Annotated in this window: 17 protein-coding genes; 4 read left to right on the top strand and 13 right to left on the bottom strand. The window is 54.4% G+C overall.

The features are described from left to right. Positions 1-2 precede the first annotated feature (2 nt). Both C943_RS05820 and C943_RS05815 read left to right on the top strand, forming a co-directional pair. Positions 3-377, top strand: coding sequence for a hypothetical protein (locus C943_RS05820; protein WP_008625296.1), 375 nt, complete (start codon positions 3-5; stop codon positions 375-377). A 110-nt stretch (positions 378-487) separates the two neighbouring features. Further along, positions 488-2758: a TonB-dependent receptor domain-containing protein gene (locus C943_RS05815; protein WP_040479383.1), complete on the top strand. Its 2271-nt coding sequence runs from the start codon at positions 488-490 to the stop codon at positions 2756-2758. 71 nt (positions 2759-2829) lie between these two features. On the opposite strand, the gene C943_RS05810 is transcribed toward C943_RS05815, so the two are convergent. The 10 genes from C943_RS05810 to C943_RS05760 all read right to left on the bottom strand — a co-directional run bounded on the left by C943_RS05810 (position 2830) and on the right by C943_RS05760 (position 9247). Beyond that, positions 2830-3657 (bottom strand): ZIP family metal transporter, encoded by an 828-nt coding sequence (locus tag C943_RS05810; protein WP_040479241.1) that lies wholly within the window; start codon positions 3655-3657, stop codon positions 2830-2832. A 69-nt stretch (positions 3658-3726) separates the two neighbouring features. Beyond that, on the bottom strand, positions 3727-4146 hold the full coding sequence (locus C943_RS05805; protein ID WP_008625289.1) for a DsrE family protein: 420 nt from the start codon (positions 4144-4146) through the stop codon (positions 3727-3729). Between the two features lie 134 nt (positions 4147-4280). Then, positions 4281-5222 (bottom strand): TolB family protein, encoded by a 942-nt coding sequence (locus C943_RS05800; RefSeq protein ID WP_040479380.1) that lies wholly within the window; start codon positions 5220-5222, stop codon positions 4281-4283. Between the two features lie 233 nt (positions 5223-5455). Next, positions 5456-5671, bottom strand: coding sequence for a hypothetical protein (locus C943_RS05795; protein ID WP_008625285.1), 216 nt, complete (start codon positions 5669-5671; stop codon positions 5456-5458). Further along, positions 5668-5916, bottom strand: coding sequence for a hypothetical protein (locus tag C943_RS05790; protein ID WP_008625284.1), 249 nt, complete (start codon positions 5914-5916; stop codon positions 5668-5670). The genes C943_RS05795 and C943_RS05790 overlap by 4 nt, the downstream gene beginning before the upstream one ends. Then, positions 5898-6299, bottom strand: a complete 402-nt coding sequence (locus C943_RS05785; RefSeq protein ID WP_008625281.1) for a hypothetical protein — start codon at positions 6297-6299, stop codon at positions 5898-5900. The genes C943_RS05790 and C943_RS05785 overlap by 19 nt, the downstream gene beginning before the upstream one ends. A gap of 3 nt (positions 6300-6302) precedes the next feature. Next, the gene (locus C943_RS05780) at positions 6303-7037 is read right to left on the bottom strand and encodes a hypothetical protein (RefSeq protein WP_245545516.1); all 735 of its coding nucleotides are present in this window, start codon (positions 7035-7037) and stop codon (positions 6303-6305) included. Between the two features lie 440 nt (positions 7038-7477). After that, positions 7478-7672, bottom strand: a complete 195-nt coding sequence (locus C943_RS05770) for a hypothetical protein (protein WP_008625274.1) — start codon at positions 7670-7672, stop codon at positions 7478-7480. A 38-nt stretch (positions 7673-7710) separates the two neighbouring features. Beyond that, on the bottom strand, positions 7711-8655 hold the full coding sequence (locus C943_RS05765) for a terpene synthase family protein (protein ID WP_008625273.1): 945 nt from the start codon (positions 8653-8655) through the stop codon (positions 7711-7713). 22 nt (positions 8656-8677) lie between these two features. Beyond that, on the bottom strand, positions 8678-9247 hold the full coding sequence (locus C943_RS05760) for a Crp/Fnr family transcriptional regulator (protein ID WP_008625271.1): 570 nt from the start codon (positions 9245-9247) through the stop codon (positions 8678-8680). A 267-nt stretch (positions 9248-9514) separates the two neighbouring features. On the opposite strand from C943_RS05760, the gene C943_RS05755 reads away from it, so the two are divergent. Both C943_RS05755 and C943_RS05750 read left to right on the top strand, forming a co-directional pair. Next, a complete protein-coding gene (locus tag C943_RS05755; protein ID WP_008625267.1) occupies positions 9515-9952 on the top strand; it encodes a MauE/DoxX family redox-associated membrane protein in 438 nt (145 codons plus the stop codon). A gap of 311 nt (positions 9953-10263) precedes the next feature. After that, complete coding sequence (locus C943_RS05750) at positions 10264-10533, top strand: hypothetical protein (RefSeq protein WP_008625265.1); 270 nt, start codon at positions 10264-10266, stop codon at positions 10531-10533. Between the two features lie 38 nt (positions 10534-10571). On the opposite strand, the gene C943_RS05745 is transcribed toward C943_RS05750, so the two are convergent. The 3 genes from C943_RS05745 to C943_RS05735 all read right to left on the bottom strand — a co-directional run bounded on the left by C943_RS05745 (position 10572) and on the right by C943_RS05735 (position 17402). Beyond that, on the bottom strand, positions 10572-11948 hold the full coding sequence (locus tag C943_RS05745) for a RagB/SusD family nutrient uptake outer membrane protein (RefSeq protein WP_008625263.1): 1377 nt from the start codon (positions 11946-11948) through the stop codon (positions 10572-10574). 241 nt (positions 11949-12189) lie between these two features. Next, the gene (locus C943_RS05740; RefSeq protein WP_008625261.1) at positions 12190-15387 is read right to left on the bottom strand and encodes a SusC/RagA family TonB-linked outer membrane protein; all 3198 of its coding nucleotides are present in this window, start codon (positions 15385-15387) and stop codon (positions 12190-12192) included. 5 nt (positions 15388-15392) lie between these two features. Next, positions 15393-17402, bottom strand: coding sequence for a TlpA family protein disulfide reductase (locus C943_RS05735; protein WP_040479233.1), 2010 nt, complete (start codon positions 17400-17402; stop codon positions 15393-15395). Positions 17403-17608: the final 206 nt, after the last annotated feature.

The following is a 17608-nucleotide window of genomic DNA, read 5'->3' as shown; positions in this document are numbered from 1 at the left end:
CCATGCTGAGAAGCATCCTCCATATCGCCCTTGCTGCCCTCATTCTCCTGAATGGTCTCGGGTATTCGCTGATTCAGGCGGATTTTCTCCTCAATCAGGAAGAAATAGCGGCGCTTTTTTGCATCAACAAGGAAAAACCCGAGCTCACTTGTGAAGGTAAATGCGAACTCGAGAGGAGATTGGGCGAGGCACAAGACCACGAGGAAAAGAAACAACAACTGACCCAAGAGGAGGCACAGATATATGTTCTACCCAGCCATTGTACGGCACCTCAGGTCATCTGGAAAGAAATTCATCCTGTATATGGGGTTTGGGATGATGATGAAAACGAATTGTTGGAAGCATTCGACTTTTTCCATCCCCCCAGCTTTTCCTGATTTTTGGTTTGGCTAACTCAGGCCTTGCCCTGATGAAAACCCTCATTTTACCCAATTAACACATTGGCTGGACCACCGTGTCCTTTCCGATCATCTCAAATTCCAAAATCATGAAACCGCAAATACATTTACCCCTCCGCCTACTTTTGGTGGTGCTGCTTCTGTGCATTTTCAGCTTGCCATCCTTTTCCCAAACAACCCGACAGCTTCGTCTGCTAGACCAAAAATCCGGTCAGCCGATCATTGCCGCTACCTTTCATCACGACAGCCAACAAGGCGTTTCCGATGAAAACGGCCTGATTTCATTTGTTTTGGTTGAAAATGCCAGGCTACAACTCAGCCATGTTCTCTATGGGAAATGGTTCCTGACGCCAGAGGAACTCATACTTGCCTTGGAGCGAGGAAGTGTTTCCCGCACAGAACAAGTCATCAATCTGCAACCTGTTTCGGTTATTTCCCTGAAAATGACCAGCGAAAAAGACGACAAAATCCAAATCTCCGACCAGGAGCGACTCCACCACGATGCGGGGGCGATTTTGAATCTCAATCCAGCTGTTGCTTCTATCCGAAAAAGCGGCGCATTTGGCTTCGATCCGGTGATGAGGGGCTTTAAGTACGAGCAACTCAATGTCGTCGTCGATGGTCTTCAATCCGCCAACGCCGCTTGCCCCAACAGGATGGATCCGCCGACTTCGCAAATTGCACTCAATCGGATCAAGCAAATTGAAATTCTGAAGGGTCCACATGCTTTACGTTATGGAATTGGATTGGGAGGTACCATCAATTTCATCCAGGAATCGCCCAATTTCAATCCCTCACCCGGGGCCTACGGAAGACTCTCTTCGATGTACGAGTCCAATGGACAGGTTTTCAGAAACGAGGGCAGGGTTGGTTTTTCGGGACAAAACCATGACATCGGAATCCTCGGATCTTGGTCCCAAGGATCGGATTATTTGGATGGCAACGGGGCAGTCGTACCTGCCGAATTCCGAAGAGGAACGATTGGAATGTACAGTGACTTCAAATTGAACGCCAGCAACCTGCTCCAAGTAAACGTGAACCGCAACTTTGCACGCGATGTGGATTTTCCGTCCTTGGCCATGGATTTGAGGTCTGACGATACTTGGATGGGCAATGTCCGCCATACCCGATTTTTTAGCGGAAGGCCGCTCCAAACATGGACCACCTCGGGCTATTTCACTTTGGTGGACCATTTTATGGACAATTTCAGCCGCGAGCTCAATCCCCGCATGATGAATGCGAGCACAGCAGCCAATACCCAGAATATCGGTGCCCGGACTGAAGGTTTCTGGTTGCTTGGTAAGGGGAAACTCTATGGCGGAGGCGATTTCCGGCACGAAGCCGCTCAAGGACAGAGAGCCCGGGAGTTTTTGATGGGGCCCAATATGGGCAAAACCATGTACGACAATGCATGGCAGGATTCAAGGATCGACAAATTGGGAATTTTTGCCAGCTACCAACTTCCAATCGGGATATCTACCTTGAGCTTGGCGGGCCGACTCGATGCCAACAAAGCGCAAGCCCATGACGTTGCGGGGGAATTCACCCAAGTCAATCAAGACGCCGAGATCATGCAATTGAATCCCGGACTATCAGTCGGCCTGCAGCGTGACTTGGGCAGTCATTTTCATGGCGGTATTTGGTTGGCAAGGGTCAAGAGAAGCGGTAGCTTGACTGAGCGTTTCATCAATTATTTCCCCGTTGGTGTGGATCCCTATGAAATGGTAGGGAACCCTACTCTCCAGCCAGAGGCCAACAATCAAGCGGATTTGATTTTGGGCTTCCACAGCAAAAGCATTGAGGCCGAAGTCAATTTCTTTGCTGCCTACCTCACCGATTACATCACTGCGGTAAAGACCGACCTGAAACCCAGGATTGCCACAAGTCCCGGCGTCCGGCAATTTGTCAATGTGGATCAGTCGCTGAAAACAGGTTTCGAACTGTCCTTCAGACAAAACCTCGCTTGGGGTTTGAGTCAGCAGATGATGGTGGCATATACTTATGGTCAAAATTTGGTTCTCTCAGAAGCCCTACCGGAAATCGCACCCTTGGACTTGCGGTATGCACTCTTGGGTAATTACTTTGACGGAAAACTGCAAGCTGCCGTGCGACTAAGGCATGTGATGGGGCAGGATCGCGTTTCCGAGAGTTTTGGCGAAAAGTCAACCCCCAAATTCACGCTCTTTGATGTGGATGCCAGCTACAACTTTACAGCAAATATCGGAATGAAGCTCGGGGTACAGAATCTATTTGACCAGGCTTACTACGAGCACCTCAATCGCCCCATCGGAACCAATCGGGTTCCCCTATACGCGCCAGGGCGCAACTTCTACGTGATGTTGCGATTGACTTTGCCCTGACCATAGGCGAAAAAGAAAATCCGGCCAGATCATGACCGGATTTTCTTTTTGTTCGATTATCATCTCGGGACCTATCCCAAAGCCACATCCAAGATCATCATGATCGTAAAGCCCAGCATAAACCCGAGTACGGCCAAGTCGGTGTATTTGTCCCTTTGGGTTTCGGGTATTACTTCTTCCACCACGACGAATATCATCGCCCCCGCTGCAAACGAGAGCGCAAAGGGGAGGATGTTTTGCATGTAAATCACCGCCACCGCACCAAGTACACCGGCCATGGGCTCGACGATCGCGGAAAGCTGCCCGTACCAAAAGCTCTTTACCCGGCTTACGCCCAGGCGCCGAAGCGGCATCGATACGGCCATTCCTTCGGGGATGTTTTGGATGCCAATCCCCACGGCCAAAGCAATGGCCGCCGACACTGTGGACCCGTCCAAATGCTCCGCGGCGGCACCAAAAAGAATTCCTATAGCCAAACCCTCGGGAATGTTGTGCAGAGTAATGGCCAGCAATAGCAACGTTGATTTATGCCAATTGGTCGGCAAGCCCTCGGTCTCGTTTTTGCCGAAATTGATGTGGAGGTGCGGGAGAAACTTGTCCAGCGAGAATATGAGCAGTCCGCCCAGCAGAAAGCCAAATGCCACAGGCAACCAAGGCATGCCACCGTATATCTGCTCGGCGTATTGGAGGCTGGGATTCAGCAGGGACCAAAAGCTCGCGGCGATCATTACCCCTCCCGTGAAACCCAGCATCGTGTCAAAAACCGCACGGTTGATCGTTTTGAAAAAGAGCACCACTGATGCGCCCACTGCGGTCATCAGCCATGTGAAAATGGTAGCAAATAGAGCCGCTTTGACGGGACCCAGTTCGACAGCCAAATTTTCCAATGTCTCTATCATCGCACTTGAAGGAATGGATTTGAAAAAGCCTTTTGCCCGAAGGTAGAAAAATCGGCTATATCTAAAAAATCAGTCCCCAGCCTTGATGTAAATCCAGCCTTGTTCCTGCTTGATGACCAACTCCAAGATCGCGGATGGCACGAATCCGGCCAGCGGAAGAAAAATGTCCTTTGCCAAGTTGCGCTGCTTGAGGGTATTTTCACAAACGACAAACACCACGCCCCTTTTGCTCAAATCTTCCAGGGCCGATTGGAAGGCATTGTTGTCCTTCAGCAGCAAATCCACACCCATGCCATGTGTCACGACCTCGATTTGGGCATTTGGCGCGGCCTCGAGGATATTGTTGAGTTGGCGGAGAAACTTCTCGTGCGTGGCAACCTGTCCGTTGCTCAGTTGGAAGATGATTTGATGGTTGCCGGAGGAGACAATCTGTGCCATCGCAGACCAACCGGCAAATAGCAACAGCAGGAGAATAAAGGATCTTTTCATATCGGATATTTGAATGATGGACAGTGAACCAATTTGCATCGAAATTAAAACATAATACACCAGATTCAGCTCGCATTTTGAAACCATTATCTTTTGGTGCATACCAAAATTGAATTGATTGCCGGCTTGTAATGTCATTTTTGATCTGGTCGCCAAACTGGTGTTTCATTGCGTTTGGGTTCGGTCGTCAGGCGGAATTTCTTTAGCGATTTTAAATGGATTACCCAAACGTCATATTGTTTCGAGGTACCGCTGGTATATGCAATCCATTTTCCATCGGGAGACCAGTCGGGTGAGTAGTCTTCCAAAATGTCGTTTGTCAAATTTACAACGTCTGTTCCATCAGCATTCATCGTAAAGATCTCAAAATTCTTAGAGGAGTCTTGTCCATAGAATGCAATCTTCTTGCCATTTGGTGAAAACTTCCCGCCAGAATCATATCCTTCCCTAAAAGTCAAACGCTTTTCATTTTTTCCGTCAATATCCATGACGAATAGCTCACCATTGGTGGTTTTTACCGTATCGACCATTTCTTCGAGCTGTCGGGTGAAAACTATTTGTTTGCCATTTGGCGACCAGGTCGGGACCTCCTCAAATAGGTCGTTGTGGGTTAACCGACGAACGTTGGACCCGTCAATTGCCATGATGTAGATTTCCCGATTATCGGAATCTCGGTTGGAAGTGAAAGCGATTGTTTTTCCATCAGGCGACCAAGCTGGGAGATAGTCATTTGCAGGATGGTTCGATAGGTTGGTAGGATTGCTGCCGTCTGCATCCATACGATAGATTTCATTGTTTCCGTCCCGATTGGAATAAAACAATATATACTTTCCATCGGGCGACCAGGAAGACCAGAAATCCAAGGCTTTATTTTGGGTGAGGTTATTTACTTCCCGTCCATCGGCATTCATCGTGTATACTTCGAAGTTCCCATCCCGCGTGGTTAGGAAAGCGAGCACACCCCTTGGAACCCCGTTTGCCTCATTATTTGCTGAGAGCTCAGTACTTGGTTTGCAGGATTGTATAAGCAAAAGAATACCAACTATCGGTCTCAAGAAGTGCTGAATGGATGGCATAGGATCTTTGGTTTTGCTTGGGTTATTGAATTTGAAGGTAAGAAAAATGATCAATTGAAGTGTTGTGTCAAGGGATGGATTTTGATTCTTCGTAAATGGTCCATAGTGAAAGTTGATGCTTGGTGTATCCCGATAGCCATCATTACTTTGAATGTTACATTCGGAAATGATTTTTTCCTACTAATTTGATAATAAAAAAACCGGAGGAAGATCACTTCCCCCGGCTATTCCCTTTACTTCGATTTCACGGTGGCCTGACTGACCGCCGACAGGACCGCCCCGCCCGTGACCAGGTAGCCCGCGGCGGTGACGAGCACCGCAGGAAGGCTTACCGGCGCCGCAAGGATGGCACCACCCACCCCCGCCAACACCAATCCGATCGTCCTCAGTTGCCTGAAAAAGGGCGGCGTCGGCTTGGAAACCCTTTCCCTTACTTCTTCCAGTTTCATAGTGGATCTGTTTTTAGGTTTGATCTAATCCCCGGATCTTGGGAGGCCCTGCGCCTCCCGCCTTCCAGGTACATCTTCAGTTGACCCTGCTCGGCCTTGAGCCAGATGCAGAGCTCCCGCAGGTCCATATGCTCCCGCTTCAGGTCGCGTATGTCCTGCACCAGCAGCCTCAGGAAGTAGGCTATCACCGACAGGAGGAAGGTCACCAGTCCCCCCAGCAAGAGCGTCAGTTCGCCAGTCTCCATCGCTCGGGGCGGTTTCGGGGTGGGAGTTCCAATACTTCCAGTTGCCAGTCCTCGTCCACGAACCTCCCGAGGCGGTCAAGCAGCTTCCGCAGCTCAAGCTTCGAGAACTTCGCACCACTGCCATACCGCGCCACGGGTGCCAAGGCCCCGAGGGGGACTCCTTCTCCGGAATCTTTTGACACGATCCGACAGACCGTGTTGCCTTCGTGGGAGACTACTTCCACCTGCCAGCCCTTTTCCTCGGTAAATCCCAGCCGCAGGCCGTAACACCCTTTCGGAAGGGAGCCGACTGTCGCAGGGATACCCAGGAGCCTTGTCCAAGGCCGGGCCCCGTGGTACAGCAGGGCCCGCCTTTGGTCCAATCGCCACATCAAAAGCCTCACGGCCTAGCTCCTTTCGGTGAACACAATCGCCCCGGAGGCATTCGAGCCGTTGTTCAAGGGGTAGAACTCCCCGTTGACGACCTGAAGGAACTCCACCCCGACAAGGACGATCTTGTGGCTTTGTGGAAGGCCGCCCTTTTGGACTGCAAGGCTGAGGCCTGCGCTCGGCGTGGCGACCGGTACCTCGGCGGATTGCGCAATCTGGAAGGACTTCTCGCCGGTGGCGAAATCCACCGCAGCGCCCGCAAGGATGACCCGCATGTGCGAGGCACCCTCCGGGATCAGAACATCATCCTTCGGAATGAAGGCAGGGACATCGATGCCCCATTCGGTGGCCCCGTCACTGATCGTATAGGCCATTTTTAGGGTGCCTGACAAGGGGGTAAGTCCATTCATCTCCAATCCCCTGAGCAGGCTCCAATCACCCTCGGCTACTTGGCGCTCGCCCCGGACGTTGACGGGATCGGATTTCAACACCTGCATCATCCTGCTGGTAAGCCGCAAATGCAGCCGCGTGTCCTTGAACCGCTGGATCGCCGGACGGATGGCGTCTTTCAGCATCCGCGCCGCGGCAGCGTTGTTGCTGAACTCGGCGATGTTCTCACGGGTACGTGCAAACTTCGGGTCCGACATGATCCGCGACTTGGGGACTCCACCCTTTTCCCGGGCCTGGAACCCGGTCCTGTTTTTGAAGAAGTTGATCCTTCCGATGTTACCGCTGAGGGTAAGCACACTCATCTGTTTTGCCATAGCTGTATGGGTTTTAGGTTGAACATGCAGCCAATTTGAGGGAAGGAATTTTGAAAACTAAATGAATGTGCGTTCCCTGCGCATTCTGCGCGTTTTTGACCATCCTGCGCACCAAAACCCCAATAAACTGCCCTTTATTCAACCAAATCGAGGTTATTCATCCAACCAGACTTCTTAATGAGGAAATTTGCGGACCAGAAAAAACCAAGACGTGTTTGAAATAGGGATACCTATCCGCCATGAAGGGGCTCCCGACTGTACCCCAGTAAAAAAACAAAGTGGGTTGGTCCAGCCCCGAGGCAGTTGAAAAATAGAAAACCTGGACCTTATTGATTCGATCGTAATAAGAATATCCGCACGTAAATATACTCCGGACCCGGCCAATAGCCCTGATTCGGACACCGCGCAAAAAAGGCATCCATCAACCTTTACTGAAGGAGCCGTTCAATATCATCCTCGGGTATCCCCGAAAACCTCGAAAACTCGGTCAGGGTCACAAACTGGTCCGGGTCCTTCTTGCACAGCTTCCTGATCTTGCAGAGAAGTGCCTGACTGTACCGTTGGCTGCGTCCGGTCAAAACCATGACGTCCTTTGGATAAATTACGCATCTTTTCTTCAACATGGCTTCAAGTGGTTTATGGATGATCTTTGTGTATCTTATTACTTCGTTTGCGAAACGGCTCCGTTCAGGTGCTGCATGTACCGGTTGGTTTCAAGCAGGCTCCAAGCGTTTGAGCCCGCCACCATACGCATCAGCGACCTGAGATACACGGCCTCAGTTTCCGGGATTTGACGCTTTTGTCCATTTGCCAAACGCAGCAGGTTCCCGACATTTCTGTCGTGGAGCGCCTTCGTCTTTTCAAGCGCCTGCTCCTTGGTTTGCCCATATCTCCGCATCAGGATGATCGGATAGCTGTTTGCTTCCCCCGCCTCCAACTCTTTTTCAAGCGAACCCAAGTCGTTGGCAAGGCAGATCAAATTGGAAGCATACACCTCCGCAAAGTCAAGGCTGCAATCCCAGACAAATCCGGAATCATACCAGCCCCCGAGCCAACGAAGGAAAAACAATGCAACCCCACAACCAGAAGAAATCCTCCTCCACCGCAAATACTCATTGATATCTGCTACCCGCATTTCGAGGCGGTGGCCGGATTCCCAAAGCTGTCCCTCCCAGTAGTTTTCCAAGACCTCAGCCAAAACCCTTCGCCCCTCAGCTTCCAAGTCGCCTTCGATTTCCTGCCACAATCCGACGTAGGCGATCAGGAATGCGTCACGGAATTGACCTCCCACAGTACTCCTCCGACGTCGCGACGTAGTGGCCAACATACGTTTTACCTGCGAATGTGCCCTCCTTGGGGGCTCGGCAGCCATTTTGTCGTCCAACAGGAAGAGTAACAGGAAAAACCTTGAGATTTTTTCGAGCTGCTTGGGACCGGCATCGGGATACAGGTACCCCGCGAAGTAATTGAGCCTGCCGGAAACGACGGCGAGCCTGGCCTGTTCGCCCTTCAGGAGCCCACAGCCCTCTGCCCAAGCAGTAACCAAAACATCGATTTCGGGGACAAAAGGATTGACGGAATAGGGAAAGGGGTATCTTATTTCCATGGCGACAACATCTTTGGAATGATTATTTTGAACCCCGCAGCCGGAACATCGTCCGTTCGGGTATATTGAGCAGACTGGCGATATCCTTCACCGCCAGCATCCCATATCGGGGAAACTGCTTCTGAAACATTTCGTAGCGTAGTGCATCCGGTTGCAAAAGCAAGTCCTTCCACTGGCTATCCCGGACCGTGATGCGCTGGTTGATCCGGATCGCAAGGCTCCCAAAGGAAGGGATCGCGTCAACTACCCGCAGCTCCTGGTCCTTGGTCAGATCACAGACAACACAGTCGGTCAATGCAACAAGCGAGAACCTTGACGGATTGCCCGTCGCATAGGACTCAAAATCACAGACGGTGTCGGTCTCGGAAAAAATCCGACGGCATTGGGGGACTCCGGACCAGTGGTCGTACATCGCCAACACCCCCTCAAAGACATAACGGCTGCGGTCCTCAGCCATTCCTTCCTTCCTGATGACCTCCTTCTTTTGGAAACGCCTAAATTCAAGGAATCCCAAAAGCTTCTCATAATCCTGCCAGCCAACCGGGTGAAGGGAATCGTAATCCTCCTTCATCTTTTTGATCAAATCATCCATAGCATCCTCAATTAAGTTGTACAGCTCCCCAAGGGTCGTATTACTCCCCGAGGGGCAAGGGCTTTGAACAGCAGCGAATGGCCCACACCATCACCTGATCAATAGTATGTCGATTAATTAATGTACTGTTTTTATCATTTGCAAATTAGTTATGTGCTTTTTTCGTTTTGTTGACGATTTCCTGCCACTTGGCAGTTTTTTTAGGTGATTCATGATTTCCTGCCAAAATTTTTAGGCTTAGGGATACCTCTGGGGTAATTTTCATTCATGGAAAAAGACCAAGCCATTCCGACCCGCAAAAACCTTCCGACAGAGGCTGCCGCAATCATCCTTGCGCTGGTATTCGTCTATACCGCGGGCTCCAAATGGCTCGACATGGAAGCTACCCGGAATGGGTTCATGAACCAACCCTTTCCGAAATGGATGGCGATGGCATTGGTTTACATAATCCCATCGGTGGAGTTTGTTTGCGGTATACTATTGTTGGTACCAGTTAGAAGGAAAATCGGATTCGGGATCGCAGTCATGTTGATGGGGCTGTTTACCGGTTACGTGGTCCTTGTGCTTACCAGCGTCTTCGGCCGTATCCCCTGCAGTTGCGGCGGCATCGTCTCCACCCTCGGCTGGTCGGAGCACCTGGTTTTGAACATCGTTTTGCTGGCAACCGCAATACTCGGTTACCGCCTCGAAAGGATTGGCCAATGAAAAATCAAAATTGAAAAATGAGGCATCCGAACCACAAACCCACACCAACCTATCCACGCTCCATGGACTATCAACTATGGACTATAACCTAATAACTATTTACCAATAACCAATACCCGTACCTATGGACTATCGTCTATCGACTATCGACTATCAACTACTAACCACTAACCAACAACAAGCAACCAATTCTCCGCCACCCCGGGTACCAGGTACCCGACTGGCTCCAGTGGGGGGAAATCACCGGCCGCCCCTCCCCGAAAGCACGAAGCCGAAGCGACCGGATCATTCATTCTAACTTAAACAAAACTATGAAAAACCAAATGATGAACCTCCTACGCGGAGGTGTTTTCCTCCTGGCAATGGCCGCCGCCTTTGCCTTTACAGCGCCCGTTGACCGGACAAGCGAAAAGTATGGTTTCCACAACGGGCAGTGGTACGACGCCACGGATGCCGAAATCGGCACGGACTACAGGTGCGACAACCCGACCACCCAAGTCTGCCTCCGTGCGCTTCCCCAACCTGGCGCTACCCCGGTAAGCAACGGCGTCTTCGTTCCGATCACGCTCTCACCGATGTAAACGGAAAGGCGGGCCCCAATCGGCCCGCCTTGACTTTTTCAGTCCCTCGGGTTTTGCTCCAACCCGTTCAGGCTGATCTCGCTGTCCGGGATCGGGAAGGTGTACCGCAGGCTTCCCGGCTGCAGTTCAAACACCTCTTCCCCAACAGTCCTCCTCAGTGTCTGCGCCCGCACCGGATCGGTGTTGAGGCGACGCAGGTCCATCCAGCGTATGCCCCGGTAAAGCAGGGACTTCCGCCGCTCGGACAACACCGTGTCCAATGCCGACACCGCATCGGAAAACGAAACCGGCCCAAAGGCCCCCGCGGCATACCTGCTCCCCACAAACTCGTTGTAGGCGGAAGCCGCCTCTTGCAGCCTCCCCAGGCGCACGAGGCACTCCATCCTCGTGATACGCACCTCGTCGGTGGCGAGTCCCGAAAACAGGAACACCTGCCCGGTATAGTTTCCCCGGAAAACCGCACCCCCGTGACCCTGAGAGAAGAACAGCTCCCTCCTGAGGTCGCCCTCGGCGTAGGACGACAAAAGCCCCCCGTCCACAAACACCTCGTTTGAAAAGAGGAAGCCATAGGCGGTCACTATGGACTGGAACAGTACCTCCTGTTGGTTCCCGGAGAAAGGGAATGCGGGAGAACCATCCACCGTTTTGTAGTCAAGCAGCGCAGGGTTGTCGGCCAGGGATTTTTCGGCATGGGCCAAGGAAGATGCATAGTCGCCCATCAGCAGGTAAACCCGTGCCAGTAGGGCATGTGCCGCCGCACGCGAGGGACGGGAGCGGAAGTCCGCCACCGGAGGCAGGAGCTCCGCCGCTCCCCTGAGGTCGGAGATGATCGCCGCATAGGTGTCACGCAGGCTCGACCGCGGTACGAGGTCGTTCACGTTGGCGTTCAATCTCAGCGGGATACCGGGGGTCGAGGCGGGATCGGAAGCGCCATAGGGCGCCGCAAAGCTTTCGGCCAAGCAGTGGAAGGCAAATGCCCTGTAGAATAGCGCCCTGCCCTTGACCGTGTTCTTTTTGGCCTCCTCGGCAGCAGTCCGCGCTACGACCTTCCCGATACGCTCCAGCACCAAATTGGCATTGAACACCTGTTGATAGGGGACATTCCATTCGGTGACGCCGGGCTGACCGGCGAAGACATCGCGCTGCCAGGTGTACACGTTGCGCTCAAGGTTGCTGAAGGAAGGCAGGGCCCCCTCGCCCGCAAACAGGTCGTCGGAGCTCAGTACCGGGATCCCCGGGCCCATGTTCATGCTCCTTAAGACGTCGTCGTCCAAAAGGGCCTCGAGCTCGTCCACGGTGCCCGGCACCACCATCGAGATGTCGGGCTTGACGTCTAGAAACTCCGCACAGCCGGGCAGGATGGCAAATGCCAACAGCAGGAGCGGATACAGGATATTGCTTATGGTGTTTTTCATGGTATCTGAATTTTTTGGTTTATCTGGTTCATTTTTGCAATCACCCGCAACAAGGTGGGCCCCGCATGGTGTGGGAAATGCGGGACGCCACCAAGTCCACGGGCTTTGTTGTCCGTCCCCGGCAGGTTCCCCGACCCGTAACCCCGTCACCTTTTGTGAATCCGAAAGCTACATTTGGGTACTTATCAACGTTAAACCTTATGGAAGAAATGGGCCGGGAACCCCGCTGCCCGGGTATTCCCTACAGGTCCAGGTGGATCCCGAGGGATAGGCCCAAGGGGGGACGGACGGTCCTGAAATCAGGGTCAAGATCGAGATCGGTAGCCTTCCAGAGGATACCGATGTTGTTGGCGTAGAGGAAGAACTCGGCGTTCCGGAAAACCTTCCCCTGACCGCTTCCCAGAGAGTAGGAAAGGCGGATATCCTGCAGCCTGATGTGGTCGCCGGGCTCCACAAGCACGGGTGAGGACCGGTACAGGGTCTCCCTGTTGGCATTGTTGGCCAAAGGCAGCGAAGGCACATCCGTCAGCAACTCATCGCCGGGGTTCCGCCATCGGCGCTCATAGTCCCGGTGGGTCGTGAACCCGTTCAGCAGGTTGGTATAGTTGACCGTCGGCCTGCGGAACACATAGCCCAAACGGTAGCTGATGTTGGCCGAAAGGCTGAACCGCCCCATCCTGAAATCGTTGCGCAAGGCCCCGAAAACGGTCGGCCTGCCGGAGCCCTCGAAGATGAGGTCGGAGGGCTTCGCGTTGGCGATGATGGCATTGTAGTCGGTGCTCGGTTCGCCGTCGAGGAACCCGACCGGGTTGCCCGTGGCGGGGTCAAGCCCGGCATAGGGCAGGCTGAAGACCGAAAACAGGGGATATCCCTCCAGGGGGCTCGGCGCGATTCCGGGACCGGATGCCCCGTAGTCCAGAAACTGCGTGATGAAGAAGCTGCCCTTGTAGTCGGTGACCTTTTCGTCGTTGTAGGTAAACATCAACGCGGTGTTCCAGCCAAGCTTCCTGTCGAGTACCTTGGCGTTGAGCGCCAGGTCCAGGCCAAGGGTACGCGTGTCGGCAAAGTTGCCCGTGAAGTCAAACACCCCCGAGGACGGCGCAAAGGGCACGGTCCCGATCAAATCACTGCCGTTCTTGGCGAAAAACTCGACATTGCCCCCAATCACGGAGTTCTTGGACTCGAAGTCGAACCCGAGGTTCAGGATACCGATGCGCTCCCAGCGGAGATCCGGGTTGCCCGGGTTGGCCAGGGCAAGGTACCGAAGGTTGGAGATCATCGAGCCCTGCCGGAAAAAGGCGGTCGGAAAGGCACTCAGCGAACTGTTCACGTTGCCGTTGTAACCAAAGGTCGCCTTGAACCGCAGGAAGGGCATTCCATTCCATCCATAGAAACCCTCCTCGCTCGGCGTCCACGAAAATCCCGTCGACCAGAGCGGCACGAGGCGCTGGTTGGAATTGACACCAAAAATGTTGGAACCGTCCTGCCGCACGCTCGCGCTGAGCGTGTACTTCCTGTCAAGGGTATAGGCCGCATTGGCGTACCAGGACACAAACCTGCTGACCGTCCCCGTCACCCTGTCGGGCCTCGGGATATTGGCCAGGCTGTTGTTGTGGAGGCGGCGGAAACGGGTCACCTGGTCCACGGGCAGGCTCGTGCCAAAGGCAGGATCGTACCCATACAGACGGCTGAGGCTTCCATCGGTCCGCAGGTCCTTGGCCTCGAGGCCAAACAGACCCACCAACTGGGACCTTGGCCCCAGCTCGCCGTTGTAATGCACCTGACCCCGCAGGTAGTTGGCCGATGAAAATCCCGAGCTGAAATCACGAACCGCACCGACGGGGATGTTCCTGGTCACGCTCGCATCGGGGTTGATGACGGAAAAGAGGTTCACGAGGTCCCGCGCAAAGTAACTTTCCCGCGCGGAAATGTTCTCTGTCTGCCTGCCGTTTGCCCAATACTGGTGGAGGATCTCCGCCCGCAGGGAGGGAGCGATTTTGTAGGCGACGGAGGTGTTTACCCTGATGTCGTTCTCGGAAGCGGTGAAGCTGTTGAGCCCCAATTCGTCGAGCGGCACGAAATTCCAGTTGAGCAGGCCCCTAGGCTCTGCGGTGGCCACAAACCGCGAGTTGTACCCGAACACGAGGGGCAAATGGGTCCCGTCCTCGGCGGCCAGCATCTCGTAGGGATAAAAGGAACTGGGCGCGGTGGCACCCGAACTGCGCCCGGAGCGCACAAAGTAGATCCCGGAGTTCAGCTCCAGCCGATCCTTGGCAAGCCTGAAACCGTTCTGCACACCCAGCGTCAGGCGGGAGTTGTCGTTTTCCACGACCCCTTCCCGGTTGGCATCGAGACCCGCCGAAACGGAGTAGGTATGTACCTCACCGCCGCCCCGGATCCCGAGGCTGTACTGCTGTTTGAACTCCGGACGGAAGTAGTACTCCGCAAGGTCGCGGCGCAGGTCGCCCCTGCCGTAGGCCTCGATACGCCGCTGTGCTTCCTCGGCGCTGATGGTGCCGTTGCGTTGTTGGATCAGGGTTTCCACCACGGGCGAAAGTATCGGCCGCGCATTGTTCGTTTCACGGCTCCTGAACTGTCCCCTGTTGAACAGGAAGGTCTCTGCCTCGATAAAAGCCGGGATCGACATGTTCTGGTCATAGAAAAGATCGCGCTCCTCCACGAGCGTGGTGTTGGAAACAAAGTTGATCCTCGGGGCCTTCGACGAAATCCCCCGCTTGGTCGTGATCACGATGACCCCGTTGCCTGCCCTTGCCCCCCAGATCGAGGCCGCGGCGGCGTCCCGCAGGACGGTCACGCTCTCCACGTCGTTGGGGTTGATGTTCTCCAAGGGGCCATCGTACGGAAAGTTGTCGATGACCACCAGCGGACGGGTATCTGAAAAGATCGTGGCGGTACCCCTGATGCTGATGTTGTTGGCCTGGTCCGGCCTGTCCCGGTTGAAGATAAGGCTGGGCGTCACGTCCTCCAGCCGCTCAAGCAGGTTGCTGCTTACCCGGCGGTTGACCATTTTCCGGTCAACCTGCACAAAGGAGCCCGTTGCCCGCTCCCGCGGGATTTCCTGGAAGCCCGTGGACAGCACCTCGACTGCACCCAGCTGCACCTCGTCCGGAGCCAGCCGCACCACCAAGGGGGAGGATCCCTCGAAGGGGACATTGACGGGCACTTCCTGGGCGACGTAGCCGATCGAACTAAAGACAAGTACATGCCCGCCCGGGGGAAGGGCAAGCACAAACTTTCCTTCCATATCCGCCACGGTACCCTTGGCGCTCCCCTTCAGCACGACCGTCGCGCCGACGGCGGCTTCGTTCCCGGGAAGCAGCAGAACCCTGCCCTCCAAGGTCTGGGCGTTTGCCCCTGCCATGGCCCCGATCGCCAACAGGAAGAGGCATAAGATGGTTGTTAGGTATCCCTTTCTCATAGGTTTTATGGTTTTTTGTTGATGGTTTGTTCCAATATCCCGATCAGCTCGCCGGGCCCGACCTGCATCCCCGACACACGGGCGACCCTGCCCTCGCCGTCGATCAGCAGTTGGGAGGGGAAGGCATGCAGGTTGTAGTGTTTGGTCAGGGGATGGTCGATCCCCAAGCCGCCCGTATAGGCATTGACCGCCTCGGGGGAGCTGTAGCGCCCGCTTTTCACGCTGTTCTGCCAGCGCCTGATGTCCTTGTCGGTGGACACCGACAGGAACACGATGTCCTCCCTGCCACGAAAATGCGATTCCACGGGCTTGAGGGTATTGGCATGGTAGGCGATGCAGGCCTGGCAGCCGGTAAACCAGAAATCGACGAACACCGTCTTGCCACGCAGGGAGGCAAGGCTCACCTCCCCGCCGTCGATCCCCGTCAACACGAAGGGGAAGGCCTCCCTCCCGACCGATAGGTTGTCCCTATACTGTACCAGGGAGGCACGGCTTTGCGGATCGGCCACATACCCCAAGGCATCCAACAGGTATTCCTCCCGCTTGGCGATCCGCTCGAAATATTTCACCAAATACTTCGTGACGAGCCTGTCCCTGAGCAGCGGATCCGCTTCGGCCTTCAGGGCCGCATAGGGGTGCGGGCCACCGGCGATAAAGCCCGCAATGGCTTTTTCCAACAGAAAATCCGTGAAATGGTGGGCCCGGTAAGCGGTATGGGGAGGGAAAAGTCCCGTAGGCAGCCCTGCGATGCCGCTATGGTACAGTCCGGTCCAAAGTCCCATATCGGACTTCTTGGCGACATTAAAGCCAAACACCGCCGACTTCATGACCGTGCCGTAAAGATTCGCCTCCATCACAGCCAGGAAATCCGGATCCACTTTTCCCCGGTACCGCTCGATCACCTCGTAACCCGGGTGCCTACGGTAGTCCGCTGCCAACAGCCGCCCGATATGGTTCAGCTGCGCACTGTCCCCCGTGATTGGGTGGAAAGCCTTGATCCCATAGGGGAGCCCTTCCTCCAAGGGGGCACGGGAAAGGAAACGCTCCATATTCGAGACAGCCAGCACCGCCGGCTGGTCCAACAGGTAGCTGCCCTGGGCGGATTCGAGTTCCCTTTGGAGCCGGTAACGGTCCGCATGGGGACCGGAGAAGGAAACCGTGTTCGCATGCCGGTCGAGCCGGATACCCACGGTATCCCCGGGAAGGGCCATGTAATGCTCGACAAGCACCCCACTCTTCGCACCCGACACATGGATATAGGCAAAGTCGGCAAAGGGCTTGGAGCTGAAACTGAAGGCCAGCGTACCCGGCAGTCCCCGCCTGCCGTCGCCCGCATAGGGGATAAGCGTATAGCTTTCGGGCCGGGGCATAAAGACCGACTGCCCAAGGTAGCCTTCATGGACACGGATGCTGAGGGTGTCCTCATAATGGTCGCCGATGATCTCCCCGTAAAGGACCAAAGGGGCGGACGGGCCGCCCCCCATGGTCTGGGCTTCGGCAACTTTTCCATTCAGGAACAACAGGCAGAGAAATGTCGGCGCAAGCCAGGATAGGCGGCTGCGGTTGTGGAGAAAGGCGAGGCGCGGCGATGTACGCGTAATCGCACTTCGCCCTTTGTTTATTTGTAAGGGAACGGTCTTACCGGGATCACCGCACCCATGTTTTTTCTTCGCTTTACTTTTTTGCTTGACCAAAAAAGTAACAAAAAAGTCAAGGATTTCGAATCCTTCCACGCGCTTGGCCGGCGCCGGCCCGGACGAAATCCATTCCCCCGCGCTGATCAAATCAGGTTGGGAACCTGCAGTTTGGGGAACGGGCAATCCCGGGATACGGGTAAGCCAACCACTCAGCCAGCGGAGGGCCAAAAGCGTTCGGGGATGGCGTGCGCCAAACCTGGCAAGGACAAGGAGGTCCCGCATATCGAGTGCCGCATTGGGGTACTTTTTTCGGTACCGGGGATGGCTTCGGCATAGGCATAGCAATACCGGGAAGCCGTTTTTTGGAAATAGCTTCATTGGGTAAATGGGTTTTTTGGTGAATAAATCGCGAGCGGAAGACGATGGCAGCAGTACGAAATCAGGAGTACGAAGTACGAGTCAGCAGTCTAGCATCTCAGCTCTCGCTTCTCGTGTCTCGGCTCTTGCCTCTCGCCTCTTGATTCTTGCTTCTTGCTTCTCGGCTCTCGCTTCTTGCTTCTTGCCTCTTGCCTCTCGCTTCTCAA

The organism is Mariniradius saccharolyticus AK6 (genome assembly GCF_000330725.2).
In the GTDB taxonomy this organism is placed as follows: Bacteria; Bacteroidota; Bacteroidia; order Cytophagales; family Cyclobacteriaceae; genus Mariniradius; species Mariniradius saccharolyticus.
Note: the sequence above shows the minus strand (reverse complement) of the source record. Positions and strands in the feature narration are given on the sequence as shown.